At 61.2% G+C, this 23,495-nt stretch carries 22 protein-coding genes; 11 read left to right on the top strand and 11 right to left on the bottom strand.

All coding sequences use genetic code 11. The features are described from left to right. Positions 1-70 precede the first annotated feature (70 nt). Positions 71-1,423, bottom strand: coding sequence for a glycerol-3-phosphate transporter (gene glpT / locus FUU19_RS00310; RefSeq protein WP_043142209.1), 1,353 nt, complete (start codon positions 1,421-1,423; stop codon positions 71-73). Between the two features lie 364 nt (positions 1,424-1,787). On the opposite strand from glpT, the gene glpA reads away from it, so the two are divergent. From glpA to glpC, 3 genes are read left to right on the top strand one after another with little or no spacing between them, the layout of a single operon-like run. Continuing rightward, positions 1,788-3,437 carry an anaerobic glycerol-3-phosphate dehydrogenase subunit A gene (gene glpA, locus FUU19_RS00305; RefSeq protein ID WP_230489489.1) on the top strand — a complete coding sequence of 550 codons (1,650 nt, stop codon included), beginning with the start codon at positions 1,788-1,790 and terminating at the stop codon, positions 3,435-3,437. Next, positions 3,427-4,695 carry a glycerol-3-phosphate dehydrogenase subunit GlpB gene (gene glpB / locus FUU19_RS00300; RefSeq protein WP_230489488.1) on the top strand — a complete coding sequence of 423 codons (1,269 nt, stop codon included), beginning with the start codon at positions 3,427-3,429 and terminating at the stop codon, positions 4,693-4,695. The genes glpA and glpB overlap by 11 nt, the downstream gene beginning before the upstream one ends. Next, entirely contained in the window at positions 4,692-5,891 is a 1,200-nt protein-coding gene (gene glpC, locus FUU19_RS00295) for an anaerobic glycerol-3-phosphate dehydrogenase subunit GlpC (RefSeq protein ID WP_230489487.1), read from the top strand. Before glpB ends, glpC begins: the two co-directional genes overlap by 4 nt. Positions 5,892-5,925: 34 nt before the next feature. Here glpC and FUU19_RS00290 read toward each other — a convergent pair whose 3' ends face one another. The 3 genes from FUU19_RS00290 to FUU19_RS00280 all read right to left on the bottom strand — a co-directional run bounded on the left by FUU19_RS00290 (position 5,926) and on the right by FUU19_RS00280 (position 7,704). Beyond that, positions 5,926-6,489, bottom strand: coding sequence for a DcrB family lipoprotein (locus tag FUU19_RS00290; RefSeq protein ID WP_025304887.1), 564 nt, complete (start codon positions 6,487-6,489; stop codon positions 5,926-5,928). An 80-nt stretch (positions 6,490-6,569) separates the two neighbouring features. Beyond that, positions 6,570-7,004, bottom strand: coding sequence for a GNAT family N-acetyltransferase (locus FUU19_RS00285; protein ID WP_141971670.1), 435 nt, complete (start codon positions 7,002-7,004; stop codon positions 6,570-6,572). 40 nt (positions 7,005-7,044) lie between these two features. Next, positions 7,045-7,704: a 7-cyano-7-deazaguanine/7-aminomethyl-7-deazaguanine transporter gene (locus tag FUU19_RS00280; protein WP_141971668.1), complete on the bottom strand. Its 660-nt coding sequence runs from the start codon at positions 7,702-7,704 to the stop codon at positions 7,045-7,047. 220 nt (positions 7,705-7,924) lie between these two features. Between FUU19_RS00280 and tusA the strand changes: the two genes are divergently transcribed. After that, on the top strand, positions 7,925-8,170 hold the full coding sequence (tusA, locus tag FUU19_RS00275; protein ID WP_025304890.1) for a sulfurtransferase TusA: 246 nt from the start codon (positions 7,925-7,927) through the stop codon (positions 8,168-8,170). Between the two features lie 88 nt (positions 8,171-8,258). Here the strand turns inward: tusA and FUU19_RS00270 are convergent, their stop codons facing one another. Continuing rightward, a complete protein-coding gene (locus tag FUU19_RS00270) occupies positions 8,259-10,577 on the bottom strand; it encodes a zinc/cadmium/mercury/lead-transporting ATPase (RefSeq protein WP_230489486.1) in 2,319 nt (772 codons plus the stop codon). Positions 10,578-11,258: 681 nt separating this feature from the next. Here FUU19_RS00270 and FUU19_RS00265 point away from each other — a divergent pair. Together FUU19_RS00265 and FUU19_RS00260 are read left to right on the top strand one after the other, a co-directional pair. Then, a complete protein-coding gene (locus FUU19_RS00265) occupies positions 11,259-12,722 on the top strand; it encodes a serralysin family metalloprotease (RefSeq protein WP_141971664.1) in 1,464 nt (487 codons plus the stop codon). A 55-nt stretch (positions 12,723-12,777) separates the two neighbouring features. Continuing rightward, complete coding sequence (locus tag FUU19_RS00260; protein WP_038874139.1) at positions 12,778-13,155, top strand: AprI/Inh family metalloprotease inhibitor; 378 nt, start codon at positions 12,778-12,780, stop codon at positions 13,153-13,155. Between the two features lie 40 nt (positions 13,156-13,195). On the opposite strand, the gene FUU19_RS00255 is transcribed toward FUU19_RS00260, so the two are convergent. Further along, complete coding sequence (locus tag FUU19_RS00255; protein WP_049200035.1) at positions 13,196-13,822, bottom strand: lysoplasmalogenase; 627 nt, start codon at positions 13,820-13,822, stop codon at positions 13,196-13,198. Between the two features lie 159 nt (positions 13,823-13,981). Between FUU19_RS00255 and FUU19_RS00250 the strand changes: the two genes are divergently transcribed. After that, a complete protein-coding gene (locus FUU19_RS00250) occupies positions 13,982-14,338 on the top strand; it encodes a DUF2500 domain-containing protein (RefSeq protein ID WP_015376283.1) in 357 nt (118 codons plus the stop codon). Positions 14,339-14,341: 3 nt separating this feature from the next. Here FUU19_RS00250 and FUU19_RS00245 read toward each other — a convergent pair whose 3' ends face one another. Both FUU19_RS00245 and rsmD read right to left on the bottom strand, forming a co-directional pair. Continuing rightward, the gene (locus tag FUU19_RS00245; protein WP_004934327.1) at positions 14,342-14,614 is read right to left on the bottom strand and encodes a DUF1145 family protein; all 273 of its coding nucleotides are present in this window, start codon (positions 14,612-14,614) and stop codon (positions 14,342-14,344) included. After that, positions 14,604-15,224, bottom strand: coding sequence for a 16S rRNA (guanine(966)-N(2))-methyltransferase (gene rsmD / locus FUU19_RS00240; protein WP_141971659.1), 621 nt, complete (start codon positions 15,222-15,224; stop codon positions 14,604-14,606). Before rsmD ends, FUU19_RS00245 begins: the two co-directional genes overlap by 11 nt. A 242-nt stretch (positions 15,225-15,466) precedes the next feature. Here rsmD and ftsY point away from each other — a divergent pair, with 242 nt between their 5' ends. The 4 genes from ftsY to rpoH all read left to right on the top strand — a co-directional run bounded on the left by ftsY (position 15,467) and on the right by rpoH (position 19,716). After that, on the top strand, positions 15,467-16,921 hold the full coding sequence (ftsY, locus tag FUU19_RS00235) for a signal recognition particle-docking protein FtsY (RefSeq protein WP_230507050.1): 1,455 nt from the start codon (positions 15,467-15,469) through the stop codon (positions 16,919-16,921). Positions 16,922-16,926: 5 nt separating this feature from the next. Further along, positions 16,927-17,598: a cell division ATP-binding protein FtsE gene (gene ftsE, locus FUU19_RS00230; protein WP_004934337.1), complete on the top strand. Its 672-nt coding sequence runs from the start codon at positions 16,927-16,929 to the stop codon at positions 17,596-17,598. After that, positions 17,588-18,541 (top strand): permease-like cell division protein FtsX, encoded by a 954-nt coding sequence (ftsX, locus tag FUU19_RS00225; RefSeq protein WP_033636680.1) that lies wholly within the window; start codon positions 17,588-17,590, stop codon positions 18,539-18,541. Before ftsE ends, ftsX begins: the two co-directional genes overlap by 11 nt. A gap of 317 nt (positions 18,542-18,858) precedes the next feature. After that, complete coding sequence (rpoH, locus tag FUU19_RS00220) at positions 18,859-19,716, top strand: RNA polymerase sigma factor RpoH (RefSeq protein ID WP_038874147.1); 858 nt, start codon at positions 18,859-18,861, stop codon at positions 19,714-19,716. Positions 19,717-19,779: 63 nt separating this feature from the next. Here the strand turns inward: rpoH and FUU19_RS00215 are convergent, their stop codons facing one another. Genes FUU19_RS00215 through panM form a run of 3 tightly spaced genes read right to left on the bottom strand, consistent with a single transcriptional unit; the run spans position 19,780 to position 23,448 of the window. Next, positions 19,780-21,798 carry a hypothetical protein gene (locus tag FUU19_RS00215; RefSeq protein ID WP_230489531.1) on the bottom strand — a complete coding sequence of 673 codons (2,019 nt, stop codon included), beginning with the start codon at positions 21,796-21,798 and terminating at the stop codon, positions 19,780-19,782. Between the two features lie 43 nt (positions 21,799-21,841). Further along, entirely contained in the window at positions 21,842-23,059 is a 1,218-nt protein-coding gene (locus FUU19_RS00210; protein ID WP_230507049.1) for a DUF3142 domain-containing protein, read from the bottom strand. Next, entirely contained in the window at positions 23,056-23,448 is a 393-nt protein-coding gene (panM, locus tag FUU19_RS00205; protein ID WP_141971652.1) for an aspartate 1-decarboxylase autocleavage activator PanM, read from the bottom strand. The genes FUU19_RS00210 and panM overlap by 4 nt, the downstream gene beginning before the upstream one ends. Positions 23,449-23,495 lie beyond the last annotated feature (47 nt).

Raw genomic sequence — 23,495 nt, 5'->3', positions numbered from 1 at the left:
GTGTTGTTGGGGGCAGGGTAGTAAAAAGGCCGCAGGGCGGCCTTTAAATCATGCAAAAGTCGTGTGACGCTTAACCGCGCTTGGCGGCGATTTCCGCGTGGTGTTTCTTTTCGTTCAGCATGGTCAGCAGCAGCAGGATAACCGCCAGCACGCCGCCGCCGATCATCACCATGAAGCCGCCGTCCCAACCGAAGAAGTCCACGGTGTAACCGACGATGGCGCTGGCCGCAACCGAGCCGCCCAGGTAGCCGAACAGGCCGGTGAAGCCCGCGGCGGTGCCGGCGGCTTTCTTCGGCGCCAGCTCCAGCGCGTGCAGGCCGATCAGCATCACCGGGCCGTAGATCAGGAAGCCGATGACCAGCATACAGATCATGTCCACGGTCGGGTTACCGGCCGGGTTCATCCAGAACACCACGGTGGCGATGGTCACCAGCGTCATGAAGAACACGCCGGTGGCGCCGCGGTTGCCTTTGAACACTTTGTCTGACATCCAGCCGCACAGCAGGGTGCCCGGGATACCGGCGTATTCATACAGGAAGTAGGCCCAGGAAGACTTGTCCAGCGCGAAGTGCTTCACTTCTTTCAGGTAGGTCGGCGACCAGTCCAGAATGCCGTAACGCAGCAGGTAGACGAACACGTTGGCGACCGCGATGTACCACAGCAGCTTGTTCGGCAGGATGTACTGCATGAAGATCTGCTTGGCGGTCAGCTCTTCTTCGTCTTTTTCGCTGTAGTCGTCCGGGTAGTCGTTTTTGTACTCTTCAATCGGCGGCAGGCCGCAGGATTGCGGGGTATCGCGCATCAGGGCGAAGGCGATCAGGGCCACCAGGATGGCGCCGAAGGCCGGCATGTACAGCGCCGCGTGCCAGTCGTTGAACCAGGCCATGCCCAGCAGGAACAGCAGCGGCGGCAGGCCGCCACCCACGTTGTGGGCGCAGTTCCAGATGGAGACGATGCCGCCGCGTTCTTTCTGCGACCACCAGTGCACCATGGTGCGGCCGCACGGCGGCCAACCCATGCCCTGGAACCAGCCGCACAGGAACAGCAGAACGAACATCACCGCGATGCTGGAAGTTGCCCACGGTACGAAGCCCATGAACAACATCACCGCCGCCGCCAGGATCAGGCCGGCAGGCAGGAACACCCGCGGGTTGGAACGGTCAGAGACCGAACCCATGATGAATTTGGAGAAGCCGTAGGCGATAGAGATGCCCGACAGCGCGAAGCCGAGGTCGCCGCGGCTGAAGCCTTGTTCGATCAGGTAAGGCATGGCCAGGGTGAAGTTCTTACGCACCAGATAGTAGGCGGCGTAACCGAAGAAGATCCCCAGGAAAATTTGCCAGCGCAGCTTACGGTAGAGCGGATCTACCTTATCGCTCGGCACACGGGCGATGTGTGCGGCTGGCTTAAAAATACTCAACATGAGCGCCTCCGATGGCTTTATCTGTTATCACATCAATATGACCTTTTACGTTCATTTGATGATTGAGCGGATATCGAATGTGGTGTTTTTGTGTTCCATAACGAGCGCCATTGTCATCAAATACGCCTGGTGTCGCTGTGACGAATGGCGCAATTGTTACACTTTCATGAAACCACGGCGGATTTTGAGCGATTCGTTAACGTTATGAAATAGAAAAACGTCCAAAAATCGTGATTATGATCACATTGATGGTTTTTTGTGGTCATTTTTATTTCGTTTTATGTTCGTTATTGTTCCTTATCAAACAAAGACCCCAATAACCGTGGCTCAATAGGCTCATAACTACCGATCCTGAGGGAGCGACATGAGCAGCTATTTTGACGGCGGCGAAACGGATGTGATCATCATCGGCGGCGGCGCCACCGGCGCAGGCATTGCCCGCGACTGTGCGCGGCGCGGCCTGCGCTGCATCTTGCTGGAGCGCCACGACATCGCCACCGGCGCCACCGGCCGCAACCACGGTTTACTGCACAGCGGCGCGCGCTATGCGGTGACCGACGGCGAGTCGGCGCGCGAGTGCATCGAAGAGAACCGCATCCTGAAACGTATCGCTCATCACTGTATCGAGCGCACCGATGGGCTGTTCATCACCCTGCCGCAGGACTCGCTGGACTATCAGCAACAGTTTATCGCCGCCTGTCGCCAGGCTGACATCGACGCCGAAGCGATCGACCCGCAGCTGGCGCTGCGGCTGGAGCCGGCGGCTAACCCGGCGTTGATCGGCGCGGTGCGCGTACCGGACGGCACCGTCGATCCTTTCCGGCTGACCGCCGCCAACATGTTGGACGCGCGCGAACACGGCGCACAGATCCTGACCTACCACCAGGTGGTGGGATTGTTGCGCAGCGGCGATCGGGTAACGGGCGTGCGCGTTTACGACCATCAGAATCAGCGGCGCTATGAGCTGCACGCGTCGGTGGTGGTCAACGCCGCCGGCATCTGGGGCCAGCAGATCGCCGAATACGCCGATTTGCGCATCCGCATGTTCCCGGCCAAGGGGGCGCTGCTGATCCTCGGCCATCGCATCAACAACATGGTGATCAACCGCTGCCGCAAACCGGCGGACGCCGACATCCTGGTGCCGGGCGACACCATCTCGCTGATCGGCACCACCTCGACCCATATCGACTACGACCAAATTGACAACATGCTGGTGACCCCGCAGGAGGTGGACATTCTGATCCGCGAGGGGGCGCTGTTGGCGCCCACCCTGGCGCAGACCCGCATTTTGCGTGCCTATGCCGGGGTGCGGCCGCTGGTAGCCAGCGATGACGATCCCAGCGGGCGCAACGTCAGCCGCGGCATCGTGCTGCTCGATCACGCCGCCCGCGACGGGCTGGAAGGGTTTATCACCATCACCGGCGGCAAGCTGATGACCTACCGCCTGATGGCGGAGTGGGCCACCGACAAGGTGTGCGAAAAGCTTGGCGTAAACCGTCCGTGCACCACCGCGCAGGACGCGTTGCCGGGATCTCGCCAGTCGGCGGAGGAAACGGTGCGCAGCGTGGTTTCACTGCCCGCCAGTATTCGCGGCTCAGCAATTTACCGCCACGGCGATCGCGCCAGCCAGGTGCCGGCGGCCGATCGGCTCGACACCAGCCTGGTGTGCGAATGCGAGGCGGTGACCGCCGGGGAAGTGCGCTATGCGGTCAATTCGCTGACCGTCAATAACCTGGTGGATCTGCGCCGCCGCACCCGCGTCGGCATGGGTACCTGCCAAGGCGAACTCTGCGCCTGCCGCGCCGCCGGGCTGCTGACGCGCTTTAACGTCAGCACGCCGCAGCAATCTATCGCGCAGCTGTCGCAGTTCCTCAACGAACGGTGGAAAGGCGTACGGCCGATCGCCTGGGGCGATGCGTTGCGCGAGAGCGAATTTACCAGTTGGGTTTACCAGGGGTTATGCGGGCTTGAGGCCCAGGCCGACAAGGAGCAGGAGGTGGATGATGCGATTTGACGTAGTGGTGATTGGCGGTGGCCTGGCGGGCCTGAGCTGCGCCATTGCCGTGGCCGAACAGGGCAAACGCTGCGCGGTGGTCAGTTCCGGCCAGAGCGCGCTCTACTTCTCCTCCGGCTCGCTCGACCTGTTGGCGAGATTGCCGGACGGCACGCCGGTCGAGATGCCGCTGGCGGCGTTGCCGCAGCTGGCGCGGCAGGCGCCGCAGCATCCGTATGCCCTGATCGGGCCCGGCCGGGTGGCGGCGCTGTCCGCCGCCGCCCAGCGGCTGCTGGCGCGCTGCGGGTTGAACCTGCAGGGCAAGGGCACCAATAACCATCTGCGCATCACGCCGCTGGGCACGCGCCGCGCCACCTGGCTCAGCCCGCAGGCGATCCCGACGCTGCCGCTGACCGGCCAACTGCCGTGGCGGCGCATCGCGGTGATCGGCATTGAGGGGTTCCTCGACTTCCAGCCGCAGATGGCCGCCGACTCTCTGAGCCGGGAGCTCGGTGTGCAGACGGACGTGGCCTATCTGCACATGCCGGCGCTGGACAGATTGCGCAATAACCCCAGCGAGTTCCGCGCGGTGAACATCGCCCGGGTACTGGATTTGATGGAAAGCCTGCCGCCGATGGCCGAGGAGCTGCGGCGGCTGGCGGGCGAGGCCGACGCGCTCTTCCTGCCGGCCTGTCTGGGCCTGGAGGACGATACGTCGCTGGCGGTGCTGCAGGATGCGGTCGGCAAACCGATCCGGCTGCTGCCGACGCTGCCGCCTTCGGTGCCCGGCATGCGTTTGCATCAGGCGCTGCGGCGGCGTTTTCAACAGCTGGACGGCGTTTTCATGCCTGGCGACAGCGTGCTGCGCGCCGAGTGCGAAGCCGGCCGCGTCACCGGCCTATATACCCGCAACCACGGCGATATTCCGCTGCGGGCGCAGCAGGTGGTGCTGGCCAGCGGCAGCTTCTTCAGCAATGGGCTGGTGGCCGATTTCGACGGGGTACGCGAGCCGATCTTCGGGCTGGACGTGCACAGCCGCGCCGATCGCGCCGACTGGAGCCAGCGCGAGCTGTTTGCACCGCAGCCTTATCTGCAGTTTGGCGTGCGCACCGACGGCAGGCTGCGGGCGATGAAGCAGGGAATGCCGTTCGACAATCTGTATGTCATCGGCGCGGTCGCCGGCGGCTACGATCCGCTGCAGCAGGGCTGCGGCGCCGGCGTGTCATTGATCGGTGCGCTGCACGTCGCGCAGCAGATCGCCGCGGAGGAGTGCGTATGAGCCTGCATCAGGATCACAGCTTTGAAAGCTGCATCAAATGTACCGTCTGTACCACCTACTGCCCGGTCGCCAAAGTGAACCCGCTCTATCCGGGGCCGAAACAGGCGGGGCCGGACGGCGAGCGGCTGCGGCTGAAAGACCCGGCGCTGTACGACGAAGCGCTGAAATACTGCACCAACTGCAAGCGTTGTGAAGTGGCCTGCCCGTCCGACGTCAAAATCGGCGACATCATTCAGCGCGCCCGCGCCGACTTCGCCCAAAGCAAGCCGACGTTGCGCGATGCCATCCTCAGCCACACCGATATCATGGGCTCGCTGTCGACGCCGTTTGCGCCGATCGTCAACGCCGCTACCGGGCTGAAACCGGTGCGCAAGCTGCTGGACAAGGCGCTGAATATCGATCACCGCCGCGAACTGCCGAAATACTCGTTCGGCACCTTCCGCCGCTGGTACCGGCAACAGGCGCAGGCTCAGCAGCGTTACGCCGAGCAGGTGGCGTTTTTCCACGGCTGCTTTGTCAACTACAACCACCCACAATTGGGTAAAGATTTGATCCGGGTGTTCAACGCGCTGGATATCGGCGTGCAGCTGCTGAAACGCGAGAAATGCTGCGGCGTGCCGCTGATCGCCAACGGGTTTATCGAGCAGGCCAAAAAGCAGGCCAGGGTCAACGCTGAATCGCTGCATGAAACGGTGCTGGAGCGCGGCATCCCGGTGGTGGCAACCTCATCGAGCTGCACCTTCACCCTGCGCGACGAATACCCTCATCTGCTGGACGTGGACACCACCCCGGTGCGCGATCGGGTGGAGCTGGCGACGCGCTATCTCTATCGCCTGATCAATCAGGGGCGTAGCCTGCCGTTGAAGCACACGCCGCTGCGGGTGGCTTATCACACGCCTTGCCATATGGAGAAGATGGGCTGGACCGCCTACACCCTGGAGCTGCTGCGGCAGATACCGGGGCTGGAGCTGGTGGTGCTGGATTCGCAGTGCTGCGGCATCGCCGGCACCTACGGGTTCAAATCGGAGAACTATGCCACTTCGCAAGGCATCGGCGCGCCGCTGTTCCGGCAGATCGAAGAGAGCGGGGTGGATCTGGTGGTGACCGACTGCGAGACCTGCAAATGGCAGATAGAAATGTCCACCAGCAAGCGCTGTGAACATCCGATCACCCTGCTGGCGCAGGCACTGGCGTAAAAACGAAAGGGCCGGCAAGCCGGCCCCTGTGGGATTACTGCTTCAGCTTCAGGGTGGAGATGATGCCTTCGGCTTCGGTCTGCGCCTGCTGCTGATTGTCCGCCGGCAGCGTCACCTGAATGGTCAGCATGTTGTTGTTCAGCGAGCCGATCAGAACGGAGGAATAGGCTTTTTCGCCGCCGCTGGTGATGATACTGTCCAACTGACGCAGCGGCACGCCGTTGACGTCGAGCGCCTTGTTGGTGATCACCTGCAGGTTGGCGTCACGCGCGCGCTGGGTATTCTCCAGGCGCTTGGCCAGGGTCTCCAGGCTGTCGGCGGTCTTGTCGCCCAGGATCACGATCACCGCGCGCTGGCCGGTGCTGTCTGCGTAAACATGCATGTTGTTAGCCTGGTTGCCCAGCTTGCCGCTCTGATCCGCCATGCCGACCGGCAGGGTGAACGCCAGTTTACCGTCCAGCAGGCTCACCTGCTGCCCGGCCGGCGCGCTGGCCGCCGCGCCGTCTGGCGCTGCCTTGGTGTCTTTGGTGTTGCCGTCGCAGGCCGCGAGGCCAAGCGCCAGCAGGCTGATACCCATCAATTTCGCTACTTTACGCATCGGGCTTCCTTCTTCCTTTCCGGTAGGGATTCACTGTCGTATCGCAACCTATTCCAGGTTGAAATGCAAGGCAGATGTTGTCACAAGTTTTTTTCCAGTAATAGCCGATAATCAGCCACTTCGCCTTTCTTTTCCAGCTGAACAATCTGATAGTGGTGGGTGAGCAGCATCGTCAGCATGGCGCGGAACCGGTTACGGGTTTTGACCGTCAGTTGGCGATAGCCCTGCGCCCGCGCCCAGCGTTCCTGTTCGGCCAACAAGACCTGCGCCACGCCGTGGCGACGGAATGCCGGCAGCACGCCACCCAGCCAGCTGTAAAACACCGTTTCCTGCCGTTGATAACCGAGTTTGAAACCGGCCGGCTGCCCGTCTATCTCGGCAATCAACAGGCTGGCGGGGGCGGTGCCGATACGCTGCTGCAGATCGGCCAGGCTATGCAGGCCGCCGAATTCGGGGATGCGTTGATAAAGGCGGTGGATTTCTTCGAGCGTGGCGGTGCGGACGATTGGGGTCATGAGCGGCCTCCAAGGATAAGGCCGCCCAGAATAGCATGACTCAGCTCAGCTGCAGGCTGCCGCTGCGCGCCGCGATGCGTTTGAGCAGCATGTTCAGCAACACGCCGTACATCGGCAAGAAGAACAGCAGGCAGATCATCACCTTGAAGCTGTAATCCACCAGCGCGATCTCCACCCAGTTGTTGGCCATGAAGGGATCGCTGCTCTTATAGAAGGCGATGAAGAAGAACGCCAGCGTATCGCTGATGTTGCCGAGGAACATCGCCGCCGCGGGCGCCACCCACCAGGCGCTGCGTTGGCGCAGGCGGTTGAACACATGTACGTCGAGGATCTGGCCGAGCACATAGGCCATAAAGCTGGCCACGGCGATGCGCGCCACGAACAGGTTAAAACTGCTCAGCGCCGCGAAGCCCTGCCATTCTCCCTGATAGGTGACGGTGGAGATCACATAAGAGATGAACAGCGCCGGCACCATCACCGCCAGGATAATCCGTCGCGCCAGCGGCGCGCCGAAGATGCGCACGGTCAGATCGGTCGCCAGGAAGATAAACGGGAAGGTAAAGGCGCCCCAGGTGGTATGGAAGCCGAAAACGGTGATCGGCAGCTGTACCAGGTAGTTGCTGGAGGTAATGATGGCGATATGAAACAGCGAAAGCCAGACCAACGCGGTGAAGCGCTGCTGTGCGGTAAACGAATACATGTTGTAGCCTTTTTAGCAGTGGGGTGAGGGAACCCAGTGTGTCTTGTTAAAACAGCAAAAAACGCTGCGCGGCGGCATGATACGCGTTTGCGCAACCAATGCAATGGTTAAATTTAACGCAAACGTTAACGCATCTTGCGCAGAAAAACTACCGGCGTAAACTAGGCGCTAATGAGATGCGGCGAGCGTTCGCCGATCGTTTTTGAACGAGAAAAATTGCATGACTGACTTATTTGCCCAGGCAGACCAGACGCTCGACGCGCTGGGCCTGCGTTGCCCGGAACCGGTGATGATGGTGCGTAAAACCGTGCGCCATATGGACAACGGCGAAACGCTGCTGATTATCGCCGACGATCCGGCCACCACCCGCGATATCCCGGGGTTCTGCCGCTTTATGGAACACACGCTGGTGGCGCAGGAGACCGAGCAGGCGCCATACCGTTATTTGTTGCGTAAAGGCGTATAACGGCGGCACGGTCGTGTCGATGAAAGAAAAGTCCCTTTCCCGAAATGACAACGGGCGCGGTATGCCGCGCCCGTGTTTGTTTCCGAACTTAGCTGCGCTTTCTCAACAGCCGCAGCGCGTTGGCAGTGACCAGCGCGGTGGCGCCGGAGTCGGCCAGCACCGCCAGCCACAGCCCGGTTAACCCCAGCAGGCTGGTGATCAGGAAGACCCCTTTCAACCCCAGCGCGATGGTGATGTTTTGCCGGATATTGGCGTGGGTGGCGCGCGAGATGCGGATCATCTCCGCGACGCCCACCAGCCGGTTGTGGGTCAGGGCGGCGTCGGCGGTTTCCAATGCCACGTCGGTGCCGCTGCCCATGGCGATGCCGATGCTGGAGGCTTTCATCGCCGGGGCGTCGTTGATGCCGTCGCCGATCATCGCCGTCGGGCGCAGTTCGCTCAGTTCGGTGACCGCGCTGACCTTATCTTCCGGCAACAGACCGGCACGATAGTCGAGGCCCAGCTCGCCGGCAATCGCCGCGGCGGCGCGCGGGTTGTCCCCGGTCAGCATCACGCCGCGAATACCCAGCGCGTTCAGTTCGGCTATCGCCTGTTTGGCATCGCTGCGCAGCGTATCGCGCAGCGCCAGCAAGCCGACGGGCACGCCGTCTTCCAGCACCACCACTGCCGTTTTACCGGCGTTTTCCAACTTATCCACCTGACTCTGCCATTGGGCGTCGAGCAGGCCCGGTGTCAACTTGCCCGGCGCGCTGATCAGCACGGTCTTGGCATCTACGATCCCTTCCACGCCGACGCCGGCCAGCGCGCGGCGCGCCTGTGCCAGCGGCATCTCAGCCCCGTTTTCGGCAGCACGGTTGATGATCGCTTGCGCCAGCGGGTGATGTGATCCGGCCTCTACCGCTGCGGCAAGCTGCAGCAGCCGTTGTTCGGTCAGCGCGCCGATGGGCAGCACGTCGGTCACCGTCGGCTTGCCTTCGGTCAAGGTGCCGGTTTTATCGAAGGCGATAGTTTGTATCTGGCCCAGTTGCTCCAGCGCCGCACCGCCTTTAATCAGCGCGCCGCGTCGCGTGGCGGCCGCGAGTCCGGAGGTAATGGCCGCCGGGGTCGAGATCACCAGCGCGCATGGACAGCCGATCAGCAGCAGCGTCAGGCCGCGATAGATCCAGGTATCCCACGGCTGTGAGAACAGCAGCGGCGGCACCAGGATCACCGCGACGGCCAGCAGCATAATGGCCGGGGTGTAATAACGGCTGAACCGATCGAGAAAGCGTTCGATCGGCGCGCGGCGCTCTTCGGCCTCTTCAATCAGCTGCAGAATGCGGTCGATGGCGTTTTTGCCGGGCTCGGAGATCACCTTCATCTGTGCCGCCTGATCGACGGACAGACTGCCGGCGGCCACTTTCTCACCCTGTTGGCGCTCGACCGGCACCGATTCGCCGGTCAGGGCGCTTTCGTCGAAGCTGGCGAACGGATTGAGCAGCTCGGCGTCGGCCGGCAGGCGCCCGCCGGGTGCGATTTCAATCACATCGCCCGGACGCAGGCTGGCGACCGGCACGCGTTTGCGCTCCGCGCCTTGCAGCAGCAGCGCATCTTCCGGCACCAGCTCCATCAGCGCCGTCACGCCGCGCCGCGCGCGGTTGGCGGCATAGGATTCCAGCAGTTCACCAACCATAAACAGCAGCAGCACCATCGCCGCTTCGGCGGTGGCGCCGATGAACAGCGCGCCGATGGCCGCCACGCTCATCAGCGTTTCAATGGCGAACGGCGTGCCGGAACGAATCAGACGCAGCGCCTTGGCGGCGACCGGTGCCAATCCGACCAGCGTGGTGGCGATAAAGGCGATGCGGCCCAGCTCCGGGTTAACCCGATCCAGCACCCAGCTGACGACCATCAGGGTGGTCAACAGCAGCAGCGGTGCGAATTCGCCGAAGCGTGAGGTTTTTGGCGCGGCGGCTTTGGCGGTCTGAGTGCCGAGCAGGGTAAAGCCGGCCTGGGCAACCGCGTCCTGGATCCGCAGGCTGATGTCGGACTGCGCGTCGACCACCAGTTTCTCGGTCGCAAACAGCACGCGCGCGCTGTCGACGCCGGGAAGTGCGGTGACGGCATTTTCGATTTTCTTGGCACAGCTGGGGCAGTCCATGCCGGTGACTTTCCAGCTGAAACGTTGGCTACCGGAAGGGGGGACGGCGGCCTGCCTGTCGCTTTCCTCGTCCGGATCGTCGGGCGCGGCGGTGCAGCAGCTGCTATCGCCATGATCGTGATGGTGGTGGGCGTGTTCGGCCTGTGCGGCGGCGTTTTTCGGCTCGCTGCTGCAGCCATGCTGAGTTTTGCTGTGGCTGTGGTTGCAGCCGCATCCGCCTTCGGCGTGGTGATGTTCCTGATGATTATGATTTTGCTGATTGTGCATAACGTCCCCCTTCGGGCTGTTAAACGGGTTTGCTCAGCTGACTCTACACCCTGGAGTCAACTCCAGAGTCAAGCGACGGATGAGAATTATTGCTAACGGCGTTCGAGCCTATAAAGGGGTATTCATTCAATAATGAATAATGCGAATTTAAATCTATAGGCTTTTCTTATCCTCTATTTGGGTGAAAAGGCTCACTGCCGTTAGTTTAAATAAGAAAATAATATTCCTATAGAAACTAAAAAGTCGCCCGACCTAATAATAAAGAGTTATTAACCTATAACGCTTTAGCAAAATTTACCTTTTTGCCCATCGCAAGCCAGCATGATTCGCTTGTGTCTGCAGGCCGCATTGTTATTGAAGTTTGGTGCCAACTTATCCTCGTTAAGTTTCATTTGTTTTGTAAAGAAGCCAAAAAAGCAGCATAACAAACTTTCGTTGAGACAATAAAAGGTTGATTATTTTATGTTCAGTTTCGTGACCCTGCCTATAATTGGAATCGATTACCATTTTTAATGGTGATCTTATTTGCTGATATATATGCATTAATTCTACCTAACACACTGCCGGCAACGGCGCATAAGCCCCTTCCAGCAAGCTTAAGGTTCATTAACCGTGGCTTACGGGGAGGTTATGTCTATCTGTCTGATTGATAACGATCAGATAATGAGTGGAATCGAACCAATGCAATCTACTAAAAAGGCAATTGAAATTACTGAATCCAACTTCGCGGCCGCCAAAACCGGCTACGATGCTGTAGCCGACCTGCTGCATTATCATGAGCGTGGCAACGGGATTCAGATTAATGGCAAGGATTCATTTTCTAACGAGCAAGCTGGGCTGTTTATTACCCGTGAGAACCAAACCTGGAACGGTTACAAGGTATTTGGCCAGCCGGTTAAATTAACCTTCTCCTTCCCGGACTATAAGTTCTCTGCCACCAACGTCGCCGGCGACACCGGGCTGAGCAAGTTCAGCGCGGAACAGCAGCAGCAGGCTAAGCTGTCGCTGCAGTCCTGGGCCGACGTCGCCAATATCACCTTTACCGAAGTGGCGGCCGGTCAAAAGGCCAATATCACCTTCGGCAACTACAGCCAGGATCGTCCTGGTCATTATGATTACGGCACCCAAGCCTATGCCTTCCTGCCGAACACCATTTGGCAGGGCCAGGATCTGGGCGGCCAGACTTGGTACAACGTCAACCAGTCCAACGTGAAGCATCCGGCGACCGAAGACTACGGCCGCCAGACGTTCACCCATGAGATTGGCCATGCGCTGGGTCTGAGCCACCCGGGCGATTACAACGCCGGTGAAGGCAACCCAACCTACCGCGACGTCACTTACGCGGAAGATACCCGTCAGTTCAGCCTGATGAGCTACTGGAGCGAAACCAACACCGGTGGGGATAACGGCGGTCATTACGCCGCTGCTCCGCTGCTGGATGACATTGCCGCCATTCAACATCTGTATGGCGCCAACCTGTCGACCCGCACTGGCGACACCGTGTACGGCTTTAACTCCAACACCGGTCGTGACTTCCTCAGCACCACCAGCAACTCGCAGAAAGTGATCTTTGCGGTCTGGGATGCGGGCGGCAACGATACCTTCGATTTCTCCGGTTATACCGCTAACCAGCGCATCAACCTGAACGAGAAGTCGTTCTCCGACGTGGGCGGCCTGAAGGGCAACGTCTCGATTGCCGCCGGGGTGACCATCGAGAACGCCATTGGCGGTTCCGGCAATGACGTGATCGTCGGCAACGCGGCCAACAACGTGCTGAAAGGCGGTGCGGGTAATGACGTGTTGTTCGGCGGTGGTGGGGCGGATGAACTGTGGGGCGGTTCCGGACAGGATACCTTCGTGTTCACCGCTGCCAGCGACTCTGCACCGGGTGCTTCGGACTGGATCCGTGACTTCCAGAAAGGGATCGACAAAATTGACCTGTCGTTCTTCAACAAAGAGGCACAGAGCAGTGATTTCATCCACTTCGTCGATCACTTCAGCGGCGCGGCCGGTGAAGCGCTGCTCAGCTACAACGCTTCCAACAACGTGACCGATTTGTCGGTGAACATCGGCGGCCATCAGGCGCCGGACTTCCTGGTGAAAATCGTCGGTCAGGTAGACGTCGCCACCGACTTTATCGTGTAACACAGCAACGAAACGCCCGGCGCAGTCTCGGCCGGGCGTGATGTGGGAGCCCGGTATGAAAGGTACTTTAACGCGCACCGCCCTGGCGGCGGGCGGCATGATGGTGACGAGTGCGGTCATGGCCGGCAGCCTGGCGCTGCCGACCGCGCAGTCGCTGGCGGGGCAATGGCAGGTTGCCGACAGCGAACGCCAATGCCAAATCGAGTTTTTGGCGAATGAGCAAAGTGAAACCAACGGCTATCAGCTGGTGGATCGGCAACGTTGTCTGCAAAGCGTGTTTGCGGCCGAGGTGGTGGGCTGGCGCCCGGCGCCGGACGGCATCGCCCTGCTGCGGGCGGATGGCAGCACGCTGGCGTTCTTCTCGCGCGACGGCGATCTGTATCGCAATCAGCTGGGCGCCGATGATGCCTTAACGTTGAAAGCGTTGGCTTGATGTGGAAACGGGTTCGGCGTGCCGAACCCGCGGCAGGTCGTTACAGGTAGAGTGAGCGCACGATCAGGAAGTGGCCGGAGAAGTAACAGAAAGCGACGATGGCGTCCGCTGCGCGGAAGGTGAAACGGTAGCGGTTGATCAGCCAAACCACGTTGGCCAGTAGCAATAGCGAGGTGCCGGTCAGCAGCGAGAAGCCGAAATCGGTGCTGCGCAGGAAATATTGTTCGCCCGCCAACCAGACCATCAGCAGCGTCATCGCCACATAGGTGACGATTGGCCAGCGCATCTCTTCCAGCCGGGTCCAAAGGGTGGCCAGCAGCAACGCACCTATCGCCAGCAGCGCCAGCGGCAGCGGCCAGAACAGACTGAACGTCATCTGGCTGGCAAAGCTCAGGGTATACAGCAGGTGCGAGAGGAAAAAGGCGCCGATGGCGTACAGCACCCGCTCGCGCGGCAACAGGAGCAGCGCGTCGCCGATCAGCGTCGCCAGCAGGCCGAGTACGATCAGATAACCTGCCGCGCTGAGCACCGGCGCCTGCCAAGCCAACAGCAACAGCAGCAGCAGCGTGACGGGTTTGAACACCCAGCGTTGCCAGCGCGGCCCACGGTATGAGGCGTCGACGAACAGCCAACCGGAAAAGAATACGGCAAGGAACGGCCAACTCATTGATGTCTTCCTTATGTATGAGGGAGCCGCAACCACCGGCTCCAAACTGTCACCCATGTCACTTCTTATTTCAGTGTAGGTAGCCTGCCGACGATCGACAATGCTTTCTTGAGAATGCTATGTTTACGCCGATTTGGCCGTGAAGGAAATGGGAAACCGATGAGCAAACCACCGTTATTTTTTGTCGCCGTGATTGCGCTGATCGCCGTACTGGCCACGCAACGCTACTTCAAACAGCGCCAGCAGGAGGCGGAAAACGACCGCGCGCCGATGCGCAGTCTGCAGGTGACGGTGAGCGACAAACGCGCGGTGCCGGTCACCAAGACCCGCGCGCCGCAGCGCGAGCCGTTGGTCAATGAACCGATGAATTACGAGGTGGTGTTCAGCCCGGTACAGGGCGGTGAAGACATCCAGCTGCGGCTGAAGCAATGGCAGTACAACCCGATAGAAAAAGGCGCGCAGGGCACGTTAAACATGCAGGGCACGCGCTTCGTCTCGTTCACCGCTCAGCCGTAGCGGTCACTTCTTCTTGATGGGCGGCTGTTTCTTTTGCCAGGCCAGCAGCTCGAACACGCCAAAGATAAAGATCTTGGCCTCTTGCCAGTAGCTGATCGGCTGATCCTTCGGCTGGGTGGATTTCAACAGCACCAACTGCAGGCCGTGCATCACCACCATAAAGAACAGCGCCACGTCGATGAAATACTTCAGCGGCTTGGGAAACGGATGGAACAGGTTAGAGAGCAGGAAGCCCCACACGCACAGCATCAGCAGGCGGCCCAGATTAATCAGCATGGTCGGTTTTCTCTTGCGAACGAATATAAAGGCGATAGGCCACCTGGCCGGCGACCTTTTCCCGGTGCAGCTGCCAGCTGGCAGGCACGTCTGCCGCGGCGCTTTCCGCCTCGGCTTCTACATAGATCCAGGCCTCGTCGGCCAGCCAGCCTCGCTGCTCCAGCAGCAGGGCGGTCTCCGCCAGCAGGCCTTTGCGGAATGGCGGATCGAGGAACACCACGTCAAACGGTTTGCCCTCGCCCGCCAGCCAGCTCAGCGCGTTGGTGTTGATAACCACGCCTTTGCCCTGCAGCAGCGCCAGATTTTTTTCCAACTGCTGCGCCACCGGCCGTTCGAATTCCAGCAGCGTGGCGCTGCCGGCGTAGCGCGACAGCGCTTCCAGCCCTAATGCGCCACTGCCGGCGAAGCAGTCCAGACAGCGCGCGCCCTGAATCACCGGCGCCAGCCAGTTGAACAGGGTTTCGCGCACCCGATCGGTGGTGGGGCGCAGCCCCGGGCTGTTCGGCACCGGAAGCTTGCGACCGCGCCATTGGCCGCCGATGATGCGGATTTGTCCGGCTGCGGCCTGGGGCGGTTTTTTGGCCGCCGCCCGTGGCGAGAGTCTTGTCATAAGCGTTGTTTGATTTCTTTTACGGCGCGGGGCCGCAGAGGTTAACGAAAAGTTGTCCCTATTCTACCGGTGACGGGCGTCGGGGGAAACGGTAAAACTTTGTTGTCTGATTTCACACCGGAAAGCATGCCGGATGCGTGTTGCTACGCGAGGGAAAGTGATAGACTCGGCGGATTATTGTCAGCATATATCCTTCAGGTATGTAGGGTAAGCGAGCCTTCGGTACGGAGTAGAGTCATAACATGGCAAAAGATAAGAAACGTGGGTTTTTCTCCTGGCTGGGCTTTGGCCAGAAGGAAAAGGAAGAAGAGCAACAGCAACCTGAGCAGCCGGTAGAGCAGGCAGAGCCTCAGGCCGCGGAGACGCCGGTTGAACCGGCCGCCGCCAAGCTGGATGACAAGCTCCCCGCCCAGGAATCTGAACCTGCCGCCTCCGTCGACACCCCGGGAGAGTGGGATAACGGTCAGGCCGGCGAACAAATCGCGGAAAACCTGCCGGCGGCGGGCGAACACCCGGCGGCGCAAGCGTTGGCCGAAGAGATTGTCAGCGTGACCGAGCAGGTAGTGGCGCAGCAGCAGCCGGTGGTTGAACCTGAGCCGGTCGTTGAACCTGAGCCAGTCGTCGAGCCTGAGCCGGTCGTTGAGCCTGAGCCGGTGGTTGAACCTGAGCCGGTCATTGAGCCTGAGCCAGTCGTCGAACCAGAACCCGAGCCGGAAGAAGAAGAGCTGCTTGAACCTGTGGTGCCGGCCGCTGCGCAAGAGCAGGAGCGCCCGACCAAAGAAGGCTTCTTCGCTCGCCTGAAGCGCAGCCTGCTGAAGACCAAGCAAAACCTCGGTTCCGGCTTTATGGGGCTGTTCCGCGGTAAAAAGATCGACGACGACCTGTTCGACGAGTTGGAAGAACAGCTGCTGATCGCCGATGTCGGCGTAGACACCACGCGCAAGATCATCACCTCCCTGACCCAGCACGCCAGCCGCAAGCAGCTGAAAGACGCCGAAGCGCTGTACGGCAAGCTGAAGGAGGAAATGTCCGAAATTCTGGCCAAGGTTGATCAGCCGCTGGATGTCAGCGGGAAAACGCCGTATGTCATCCTGATGGTCGGCGTGAACGGCGTGGGTAAAACCACCACTATCGGCAAGCTGGCACGTCAGTTCCAGGCGGAAGGCAAGTCGGTGATGCTGGCGGCGGGGGATACCTTCCGCGCCGCGGCGGTGGAGCAGCTGCAGGTGTGGGGTGATCGCAACCGCATTCCGGTGGTGGCGCAGCATACCGGGGCGGACTCCGCTTCGGTGATCTTCGATGCGGTGCAGGCCGCCAAGGCGCGCGGCATCGATGTCTTGATCGCCGATACCGCCGGCCGTCTGCAGAACAAATCGCACCTGATGGAAGAGCTGAAGAAGATCGTCCGCGTCATGAAAAAACTGGACGACCAGGCCCCCCATGAGGTTATGCTGACGCTCGATGCCAGCACCGGCCAGAATGCGGTCAGTCAGGCGAAATTATTTAATGAGGCCGTGGGCTTAACCGGCATCACGCTGACTAAACTGGACGGTACCGCCAAGGGCGGGGTGATCTTCGCCATCGCCGATCAGTTCGGTATCCCGATTCGCTATATCGGCGTCGGGGAAGGCATCGAAGATTTGCGGCCGTTTAAGGCTGACGATTTTATTGAGGCACTTTTTGCCCGAGAGGATTAATACGGATGATTCGCTTTGAACAGGTCAGTAAAGCTTATCTGGGCGGACGGCAAGCGCTGCAGGGGGTCGATTTCCATCTGCGCCCGGCGGAAATGGCGTTTCTGACCGGCCATTCCGGCGCGGGGAAAAGTACCCTGCTGAAACTGATTTGCGGTATCGAACGGCCCAGCGCCGGCCACATCTGGTTTGGCGGTCACGACATCAGCCGTTTGAAAAACCGCGAGGTGCCGTTCCTGCGTCGGCAGATCGGCATGATCTTCCAGGATCACCACCTGCTGCTGGATCGCACGGTGTATGACAACGTGGCGATGCCGCTGATCATCGCCGGCGCCAGCACCGAAGACATCCGCCGCCGCGTCTCTGCGGCGCTGGACAAGGTCGGTTTGCTGGATAAAGCGAAAAACTTCCCGATTCAGCTGTCCGGCGGTGAGCAGCAGCGCGTGGGCATCGCCCGTGCGGTGGTGAACAAGCCGGCGGTGCTGCTGGCGGATGAACCGACCGGCAACCTCGATGACGCGTTGTCGGAAGGCATTCTGCGCCTGTTTGAAGAATTCAACCGCGTCGGCGTGACCGTATTGATGGCGACGCACGACACCGGGCTTATCGCCCGTCGCAATTACCGCATCCTGACGCTGAGCCAGGGCCGCATGCAAGGGGGCGCTCACCATGGCCAATAACGCAAAAACCGCCAAGAGCAAGGCGCTGCGCGGCGGCTGGCGCGAACAGTGGCGTTACGCCTGGATGAACGCCATCAAAGACATGCTGCGCCAGCCGTTGGCGACGCTGCTGACGGTGATGGTGATCGCCATCTCCCTGACGCTGCCGAGCGTGTGCTACATCGTGTGGAAAAACGTCAGCACCGCGGCCAGCCAGTGGTACCCGACGCCGCAACTGACGGTCTACCTGGATAAATCGCTCGATGACGACGCGGCGCTGAAAGTGCTCGACGCCATCAAGGCGGAAGCCGGCGTGGAGAAGGTGAACTACCTGTCGCGTGAAGAAGCGCGCGGCGAGTTCCGTAACTGGTCGGGCTTTGGCGGCGCGCTGGACATGCTGGAAGAGAACCCGCTGCCGGCGGTGGCGATCGTCACGCCGAAGATGAGCTTCCAGAGTTCGGACACCCTCAACACCCTGCGCGATCGCGTAGCGGCGGTGCAGGGCGTGGAAGAAGTGCGTATGGATGACAGCTGGTTTGCCCGCCTGGCGGCGCTGACCGGGCTGGCGGGCCAGATCGCGGCGATCATCGGCGTGCTGATGATCGTGGCGGTGTTCCTGGTGATCGGCAACAGCGTGCGTCTGAGCATCTTCAGCCGTCGTGACACCATCAACGTGATGAAGCTGATCGGTGCCACCGACGGCTTTATCCTGCGGCCGTTCCTTAACGGCGGGGCGATGCTGGGCTTTGCCGGCGCGCTGCTGTCGCTGGTGCTCTCCGGCGCACTGGTGTGGCAGCTGGAGTCGGTAGTCGCCGGGGTCGCCAAGGTATTCGGCACCACCTTCACCCTGCACGGGCTGGGCTGGGATGAGGCGCTGCTGCTGCTGATCATCTCCGCCATGATCGGCTGGATCGCCGCCTGGCTGGCGACAGTGCAACATTTACGCCGATTTACACCACAGTAAGATTTTTTTGGTATACTCTTCTCCTGCTGCTTTTGATCGCGTTGCGGGAGAAGAGTGACCTCAAGCGAAGTCAGCACCATCCCTCTCTTCTTAGCGCACAAATTCCCTATCGGCCTTCACTCTCGTCACGTATTGTCAGCGACAATGCTTGCAAAAAAGGGTGAACTTTTAGGGCGAAGTACGGTCAAAAATTGCAGCAAATGTTAAGGTGCCCGGCGTGTGGAACCGCTTTTGCTTCAGCAACTGCCGTAGAATCAATCATTTCCCCGCTGTAATAATCACCTGCATGATTTTGTATTCTCATAGAGAGGGTTTGAATGACCAAAGAAATGCAAACTTTAGCCTTAGTACCCCAAGGTAGCTTGGAAGCCTATATCCGGGCAGCCAACGCCTATCCGATGCTGACGGCAGAGGAAGAGCGGGAGCTGGCTGAACGGCTGCATTATCAGGGCGATCTGGATGCCGCTAAGCAGCTCATCCTGTCTCACCTGCGCTTTGTCGCTCATATTGCCCGCAACTATTCAGGCTACGGTCTGCCGCAGGCAGACCTGATTCAGGAAGGCAATATCGGCCTGATGAAAGCCGTTCGCCGCTTCAACCCTGAAGTCGGCGTGCGTCTGGTTTCCTTTGCGGTGCATTGGATTAAGGCGGAAATCCACGAGTACGTATTGCGCAACTGGCGCATCGTGAAAGTGGCGACCACCAAAGCGCAGCGCAAGCTGTTCTTTAACCTGCGCAAAACCAAACAGCGTTTGGGCTGGTTCAACCAGGACGAAGTGGAACTGGTGGCCCGCGAGCTGGGCGTAACCAGCAAAGACGTGCGCGAGATGGAATCTCGCATGGCGGCGCAGGACATGACGTTCGATCCGACTCCGGACGATGAGGCCCGCGATGGCCAGGCGATGGCGCCGGTGTTGTACCTGCAGGACAAGAGCTCCGACTTTGCCGAAGGCATCGAGGAAGATAACTGGGAAAGCAACGCCGCAGACAAACTGGCCTATGCGCTGGAAGGTCTGGACGAGCGCAGCCAGCATATCATCCGTGCACGCTGGCTGGATGACGACAACAAGTCGACGCTGCAGGAGCTGGCCGATCAGTACGGCGTTTCCGCCGAGCGCGTGCGCCAGCTGGAAAAGAACGCCATGAAGAAACTCAAAATGGCGATCGAAGCCTGAGTCGATGCGATATTCGAAAAAAAAGCCCGGCTTGCCGGGCTTTTTCATGCCTGAAATTCGGCGTTATGGTGCGACCGCGGCGAAGTCCGGCGCCGGGCAGTCGTAGCCGAATTTCGCCGCCCACGGGTAGCGGGTGCCGGTGTTGATGTAGCGCTGATAAAGCGCCTGGCCGGTCTTGGCGTCGCGTTTGATAACCCAGCTGGCGGCGTTACACAGCACGGCGGCATAGGCCTGGCTTTTCGGCGGCAGCAGATCGGCCGCCTGTTGCGCCAGCCCCACCGCCTGCCAGCGATAGTGCAGGAAACGGTTGTCCTGCGCCGGCAGCGCCGCCTTGGCGCGCGCCGCTTCTGCGCTGTTTATCCAGCTTTTTTGCTTCAGCTCGCGAGTATCGAACGCATCCCCCAGATAGGAATAGCCGGCGCCATAGATGGCGTAGTCCGGCGTCATCTCATAACCGGTAAACTCCAGCCCCTGGGCACGCAGTAGGTTGGCGGCGCGATAGTAAGCCTGCGCTCGCGTCAGCGGCGCGGCGGATTTGTCCTTGGCGGCCTTCAGCTCATCAGCGTACTGCTGCGCGGCCTGGCGGTAGTTAGGGATATCGAAGTAGGCCAGCGCTTCCGGCGCTCGTCCGACGCGCATCAGCCGCCGCGCCAGCAGTTCGCGCAGCTGCACTTCCGGCGTGATCTGCTGGCCGCCGTAGTCATCCGGGTTAACCGGTTTGAGCGGCGTCGTCGGCGCCGGAGCGTGCTTATCGACAAAGCCTTTCAACTCATCGACGGTCAGCACGCGCTCCGCCACATCGGCCACGTCGGCCCAGTAGATCGCCTTGCCGCGATACAGCAGATCCATCGCCTGCAGATAGTCGCCGCGGTTCAGCGCCAGGATGGCCTGTTCACCGGCCACCCGGCACTCGGGCACGATGGTTTCCGCGACGAAGTCGGCGTTGCGCTGTTCGCCCCAGCTTTCGTCGGCGGGGAACGCGCTTGCCGCTTTGGCGTAGGCGGCGGTGGCGGCTTTCACGTCACCGTCACGCAGCGCCATTTTGGCACGCAGCCACCACGCCAGGCCGCTGTCGCCGGCGTTTTTCAGCAGGCTCGCCGCCATTGGGTACTGCCCGGAACGGTAGGCCAATGCCGCCAGCCGATCGCTGCCGGCGAAGCCGCTTTTCACCGTGCCGTCCAGCAGCGTCAGGATCTGGCTGATAATCTGGGCGGAGCGGCCGTTGCCGTCGGTATCCGCCATTTGCAGGTTGCCGCTGCGGGCGAACAGCTCAATGGTCACCAACTGCTGGATCAACGGATCGCCGATGATCTGTTTCAGCGTTTCCAGATGGTCGGGATTGACCAGGTAGCTGGAGACGTACTGTAGCGACTGCCCGCCGCTCGGATCGCCCTGCGCCGCCTGTAGCGCATAGAGGTGAGCGGCGGGGGCGACGTCACCCAACCACAGGTGGATGCGCGCCTGCTGCCCGAGGCTGCTCAGCGCCAGCTGATCGGGATCGGGGGCGCCGCTTTTCACCCGGTCGATCACCTGCTCGAACGCCGCCAGCGCCTGTTCAAGCGCGGCTTTTGGCGGATGCTCGGCGGCGGGCGCCGCTTCACCAGATTCATTCACCGGCGTACCGTGGTCAGCCATCAACACCCGACCAAGCGAATACTGCGCCCGCAGTCCCCAGTCGCCCTGTTCGGCGGCCGGTAGCTTCAGCACCTGTTGGAAATAGTCTGTGGCGCGCGGATCGTGGCTGGCGAAAGCGACGGCGCCCAGTTGATAAAGGCGCGCGGCGTTGGACAGACCCTGCGTATTGACGGCGTCAGCTTCTTCCACCGTTTTGGCGGCGCGCATTTTGCCGATCGCGATCGTTTCCGGCGATTGCGGCATCGGTTTCGGCGGCATCGGCGGCGGCGGGGCTTGCCAGCGCGGCAGCTGTTTATCTGCCGGCACCAGCCGGCCGGCTTCGAAGGCGAAATTGCCCTCCGGCATATACAGCAGGGTGCCGTTGCGGTCGATCAGCAGCCGGTTAGGAAAATCCGGGCCGCAGGCATAGCCGTTCAGCGGCAGCGCCAGCGCGGCGCCGATCAGCATGGCCAGCGGAAGAAGGCGGCGGGTATTCCGTGCCGCGCACGTATCAAGGTGTGACAAGGGTGCCTCCTGGCGTCAGTTGTTGGCAGCGCAGCCAGCCCAGCGGCCGGGATTGCCCGGCGCGCAGCTGGTCGCCGCTGATGCGAATAAAGCGTTGCCGTTGCGGTGCGGATTCCAGCCGGTAGTTGCCGACCGCGTCCGCCGCCAGGCAGTCGTCAGCGCGGATGACCACCTCTTGCGGCAGCGGGGCATCCACCGGCCCGTTGTTATGAATTATCAGATCATACAGCCCGTTTTGCTGTGGCTGAGGCCTAAATTTTACCTGCCAGTCGACGTTCAGCGGCCGGTGCTCGATCACCGCTCGCAGCGTGGCGAGCGACCAGGTGCGCCGATCGTCCGCCAGCGGCAAGCGGAACCAGATAATGCCGCGCAGCCGGGGCGGCGTTTGCTGCGCCAGCGTTTGCAGAAAATCGGCGATCTGCTGCGGCGCGACCGTCAGTTCGCGGCCGTTGCCCGCCACGCGCAGCGAGGATTCGCTCTCCACCTGCGCGCCCTGCGCATCAAAACCCAGCAGCGCCATGCCATAGGCCGGCAGCGCGACGCGAAACGGCTTCGGTGTGATGGCGGCGTACTGCCGCACCCAGCGCAGCGCTAAGGGGCCGTCAAACAGCCCTTGCTGCGGCGAGAGTACGGCATGCACCTGCAGGACGGAGCTGTCGGCCTGTTGCAGTACGCCGGGTAGATCGGGCGAACCGATCCAGGCGGGCAGGGCGGTGATGCCGAGTTGCAAAGCGGCGGGCAGCCGTTGGCGCAGCCGCTGTAGAAAGCGTTGGTAGTCCGGCAGGCGGGCGGTGGCGGCGTCATGATCGATCTCGACGCCGGTGACGGGCAGCCCGGCCGCCTGCCAGCGCTGGGTGATCGCCAGCAGACGCTGGATAATGGCTTCTTGGTCCAGCTGCGGCAGCTGGCCGTCGAGGCGTGCGACCAGCCAGAGCGGGCGGCCGTCCTGCTTCAGCAGGCTGAGATCGGCCGGGATTTCCCGCCAGCCTTCGCGCGGATGCACCTGCAGCGCCAGCACCCGCAACCCGGCGAACAGATCGCGGCTGTGCGCCAGCGCATCGGCGTGCTGCGGCGTCCAAACCCGCTGCCAGACATAAACCTGCTGATCCCAGCCTGAGGCCAGGCGCAGCGCCTGCTGGCGCCCGGCGAACCAGGCCGCCAGCCCCAGCGCAATCAAGACCAGCGCCGCCAGCCGGCGTTTCATTTTTGCCAGAGGTCGCCCTGCGGTGCGAAGCCGCAGGCGCGCATGAAGTTATCGACTTCCCCACGTTCGCGCGGCGCCAGGCCGGCGGTAGACAGCTGCCAGTGGACGACCTGCGGCAGCTGACGCTGCGCATCCTGCACCAGGTAAAGACCGACGCCGCGGCGGCGCGTCACTTCGCGCACCAGCAGGTCCTGCAGCTCGGCGCGGTCGTCCTGCAGCGCGATTTTCACCGCGCCCAGCAGGCGCTCGTTGAAACGGGCGGCGAACAGCGCCTTGCCGTCGCTCAGCCAGCGCTGCCACTGTTCCGGCTGCTGATGCGGCCAAATTTTACCGAGGTCGATAAGGTCTTGCGGGGACAGCGCGGTCAGGCGCTCGATGGTCAGTTTCATGCAGAATTTCCGCGCAGCTAAATGATGTCGACAGTGTAATAGATCTT

The organism is Serratia montpellierensis, from assembly GCF_020858655.1.
GTDB classification, from domain to species: domain Bacteria; phylum Pseudomonadota; class Gammaproteobacteria; order Enterobacterales; family Enterobacteriaceae; genus Serratia; species Serratia montpellierensis.
The sequence above is the reverse complement of the archived record's forward strand: the minus strand, read 5'-3'. Positions and strand labels throughout refer to the sequence as shown.

Bases quoted from the DNA above. Each gene is read 5' to 3' on its own strand.
- glpT (WP_043142209.1), bottom strand. From the start codon at position 1,423: ATGTTGAGTATTTTTAAGCCAGCCGCACACATCGCCCGTGTGCCGAGC.
- glpA (WP_230489489.1), top strand. From the start codon at position 1,788: ATGAGCAGCTATTTTGACGGCGGCGAAACGGATGTGATCATCATCGGC.
- glpB (WP_230489488.1), top strand. From the start codon at position 3,427: ATGCGATTTGACGTAGTGGTGATTGGCGGTGGCCTGGCGGGCCTGAGC.
- glpC (WP_230489487.1), top strand. From the start codon at position 4,692: ATGAGCCTGCATCAGGATCACAGCTTTGAAAGCTGCATCAAATGTACC.
- FUU19_RS00290 (WP_025304887.1), bottom strand. From the start codon at position 6,489: ATGCGTAAAGTAGCGAAATTGATGGGTATCAGCCTGCTGGCGCTTGGC.
- FUU19_RS00285 (WP_141971670.1), bottom strand. From the start codon at position 7,004: ATGACCCCAATCGTCCGCACCGCCACGCTCGAAGAAATCCACCGCCTT.
- FUU19_RS00280 (WP_141971668.1), bottom strand. From the start codon at position 7,704: ATGTATTCGTTTACCGCACAGCAGCGCTTCACCGCGTTGGTCTGGCTT.
- tusA (WP_025304890.1), top strand. From the start codon at position 7,925: ATGACTGACTTATTTGCCCAGGCAGACCAGACGCTCGACGCGCTGGGC.
- FUU19_RS00270 (WP_230489486.1), bottom strand. From the start codon at position 10,577: ATGCACAATCAGCAAAATCATAATCATCAGGAACATCACCACGCCGAA.
- FUU19_RS00265 (WP_141971664.1), top strand. From the start codon at position 11,259: ATGCAATCTACTAAAAAGGCAATTGAAATTACTGAATCCAACTTCGCG.
- FUU19_RS00260 (WP_038874139.1), top strand. From the start codon at position 12,778: ATGAAAGGTACTTTAACGCGCACCGCCCTGGCGGCGGGCGGCATGATG.
- FUU19_RS00255 (WP_049200035.1), bottom strand. From the start codon at position 13,822: ATGAGTTGGCCGTTCCTTGCCGTATTCTTTTCCGGTTGGCTGTTCGTC.
- FUU19_RS00250 (WP_015376283.1), top strand. From the start codon at position 13,982: ATGAGCAAACCACCGTTATTTTTTGTCGCCGTGATTGCGCTGATCGCC.
- FUU19_RS00245 (WP_004934327.1), bottom strand. From the start codon at position 14,614: ATGCTGATTAATCTGGGCCGCCTGCTGATGCTGTGCGTGTGGGGCTTC.
- rsmD (WP_141971659.1), bottom strand. From the start codon at position 15,224: ATGACAAGACTCTCGCCACGGGCGGCGGCCAAAAAACCGCCCCAGGCC.
- ftsY (WP_230507050.1), top strand. From the start codon at position 15,467: ATGGCAAAAGATAAGAAACGTGGGTTTTTCTCCTGGCTGGGCTTTGGC.
- ftsE (WP_004934337.1), top strand. From the start codon at position 16,927: ATGATTCGCTTTGAACAGGTCAGTAAAGCTTATCTGGGCGGACGGCAA.
- ftsX (WP_033636680.1), top strand. From the start codon at position 17,588: ATGGCCAATAACGCAAAAACCGCCAAGAGCAAGGCGCTGCGCGGCGGC.
- rpoH (WP_038874147.1), top strand. From the start codon at position 18,859: ATGACCAAAGAAATGCAAACTTTAGCCTTAGTACCCCAAGGTAGCTTG.
- FUU19_RS00215 (WP_230489531.1), bottom strand. From the start codon at position 21,798: ATGCTGATCGGCGCCGCGCTGGCGCTGCCGCTGAACGGCTATGCCTGC.
- FUU19_RS00210 (WP_230507049.1), bottom strand. From the start codon at position 23,059: ATGAAACGCCGGCTGGCGGCGCTGGTCTTGATTGCGCTGGGGCTGGCG.
- panM (WP_141971652.1), bottom strand. From the start codon at position 23,448: ATGAAACTGACCATCGAGCGCCTGACCGCGCTGTCCCCGCAAGACCTT.